Annotated in this window: 5 protein-coding genes and 1 pseudogene; all 6 read right to left on the reverse strand. The window is 64.3% G+C overall.

Features of this window, described 5'->3' with window-relative positions:
- Nucleotides 1-225, reverse strand: a 225-nt coding sequence (locus tag VML93_RS35075; RefSeq protein WP_325617911.1) for a hypothetical protein, incomplete at its 3' end; no start/stop codon positions are given.
- A 39-nt stretch (nt 226-264) separates the two neighbouring features.
- A complete protein-coding gene (locus VML93_RS35080; RefSeq protein WP_325617913.1) occupies nt 265-795 on the reverse strand; it encodes a HicB family toxin-antitoxin system in 531 nt (176 codons plus the stop codon).
- A complete protein-coding gene (locus tag VML93_RS35085; RefSeq protein WP_325617915.1) occupies nt 788-1,021 on the reverse strand; it encodes a type II toxin-antitoxin system HicA family toxin in 234 nt (77 codons plus the stop codon). The genes VML93_RS35080 and VML93_RS35085 overlap by 8 nt, the downstream gene beginning before the upstream one ends.
- 137 nt (nt 1,022-1,158) lie before the next feature.
- The gene (locus VML93_RS35090) at nt 1,159-1,392 is read right to left on the reverse strand and encodes a hypothetical protein (protein ID WP_325617917.1); all 234 of its coding nucleotides are present in this window, start codon (nt 1,390-1,392) and stop codon (nt 1,159-1,161) included.
- Nucleotides 1,385-1,750, reverse strand: a complete 366-nt coding sequence (locus tag VML93_RS35095; RefSeq protein ID WP_325617919.1) for a hypothetical protein — start codon at nt 1,748-1,750, stop codon at nt 1,385-1,387. Before VML93_RS35095 ends, VML93_RS35090 begins: the two co-directional genes overlap by 8 nt.
- Before the next feature lie 173 nt (nt 1,751-1,923).
- A pseudogene (locus tag VML93_RS35100) lies at nt 1,924-2,105 on the reverse strand (hypothetical protein); the annotation flags it as partial.

Here is a 2,105-nt window from a genome sequence, read left to right on the forward strand (position 1 = left end):
GGCGGAACGGCTTGATAACCACAAGTTTGGCTTGGGCGGATCCTCGGAGTCGCGTTCTTGTTTCCGCTCGCGTCGATCGCTGGTGGCGACCATGGCATTGACGATCAGTCCAAGGTTGATTTCCACGCCGAGGGCTGTCAGCAACGCCGGCAGGCCGAGAAAGACGCCGACAAAGATCGCTATCGACCAGACGATCACGACGGCCTTCGCCAGGGATTTAGACACGTCGGTGACCTCAACCAGGCCCGAGGGTGCAGCAGCGATTCAGGTTGTGCGTGACCTCTTACGTGACCTCGTGGCGTCCTTTGCGGCCGCGGCGGCTGCCGGGCCGCGGCCGCTCCCCGCCGCAACCTGTTTGCGCGCGCGTGGCCGGGAGACCTCGACCCCAACGAGCCGACGCGCGGCTGCTTCCTTCGATGCGGTGGCGAGTTGGCTCACACGCTGAGGGGACACGCCGAGGAGCGTCGCAATGTCCCGCACCGGAATGCCGGACCCGGTGAGGCGCTTCGCGAAGCTTCCGGCTGCCGCCTGGGCGGCCTGTTCAGCCGTGGCGGCTTGGTGACGCAAAATCGACACCTCGCTGGCTCCCTTGCGCACGTCCACGCCATCGATATAGATCCCGGCAACGTGAACGGCAATATCGTTGATGGGCGTACCGGTGGACACCGCGATCCACTCGCGGCCCATCAGTTCTGCCTCGGAGAGTCGCCGCGCCTGGGTGAGGCCGTCGAACTCAGGAATGTGGACCATCCACCAGCGGCCATCCCGGGTGATCTCAATCTTGTACTCAGCCATCACTTCTCCCGTTCTCGCTTTGGCCTTTCTTCGGTATCGTCGCCGCGATGGCGTTGTCAACTTGGCGCACGACGCCGGGGCTTATCATGCGGTGCCCATCCGGGACGGACACCCACGGGCCACTCGGGTGAGCCCACTTTGAATGACTACCCTCGGTGCTTATCCGCATGAAGCCAGCTCGCTTCAGCCGTTTGACTACTTCCCGCGTCGGTTCTTCCTTCACCACACATAATAGTCTAGTTAACTAGACTATTTCTAGTAAAGTGCGCTAGACAAAAAATGCGCCTGGTACGCGGGTCTTAGCGTCGGCCCCCGGGTGGTTCGTCACGGCGTCCGCGTCTGGTATTGGGCCGCATAGGCCGATTAGTTGCGCGACAGCTCATCGTGCACCGCACCGGCATCGTTGGTGTCGAAGACCGGGTTATTCATCTGCAGGCCAACACTGCTGAATCGGCCGCCGCCGCTTTGCCCTTGCGCGCCGATCCCGCCGCCCATGTTGCCGCCCGGTCCCGCAGCCGCCTCGTCGGACGTCAACGGCGGCTTGGCCTGGACTGCGGGAGGCCGAGCAGCGGCACTTCCGATGTGGGTCTCAGCCACCCCCGCCTCCCATCCAATCGCAGTCGCCGGACAACTGGATATGGCCAGGAACTCTTTGTATAACGAACTTCACCTTGGACTCACCAGGTTCTGTGGCGAACATGCTCACGGTGTCGTGGCGATCCTCTCCACGCCACTGCCACGTTGAACACGGGACCAAGATGTTCGGGTCCGGGCTTCTCGCGGTGCCGACCCAAGTGCCAGGGTCGATCGCCGGGTCCTGGGCGTTGGACAGATTGACCGAAAACATCCCCGGTCGACCCGCATGAGTCTCCACCCATTGCGCGCCGCCGCCGTTCGGATCGGCAACGGCGACTGGCGCCGTGCCCCAGCCGGCGATCGCCGCTGCGAGCAGCATCGCTTTCATGATCGAGGGACACTACAGGCGCGGCAGGTCTTCCAGTAGTCCACCGGTAATGGGGCCCATGCAACATGCCATGCGAACCGCGCGACGATGACCAACGGGGCCGCCCGCCGCCAGTGCACCAACAAGGCGTACAAGGACAACAAACGGCCTACGCCGCGGTGGCGCTAAACCGACGCACCCCCGGGCACCGGCGGCACAGTCACACCAGGTGTCGCCTGCAGCCCCAGCGCCCGGATCTCTTCGGCGTTCTGCTCGTCGGCACCCACCAAGTCAGTGATCCCGGCCTGCGTGGTCGCCTGTATCGCCGGGCCGGGCCGGGCTGCCTGCGAGGCCATGGCTGCGGACT

Origin of the sequence: Mycobacterium sp. (assembly GCF_035499775.1) — a bacterium.
Taxonomy (GTDB): domain Bacteria; phylum Actinomycetota; class Actinomycetes; order Mycobacteriales; family Mycobacteriaceae; genus Mycobacterium.

What these genes read in the sequence shown, in the direction of transcription:
- VML93_RS35080 (WP_325617913.1), bottom strand. Translation starts at nt 795, where the DNA reads ATGGCTGAGTACAAGATTGAGATCACCCGGGATGGCCGCTGGTGGATG.
- VML93_RS35095 (WP_325617919.1), bottom strand. Translation starts at nt 1,750, where the DNA reads ATGCTGCTCGCAGCGGCGATCGCCGGCTGGGGCACGGCGCCAGTCGCC.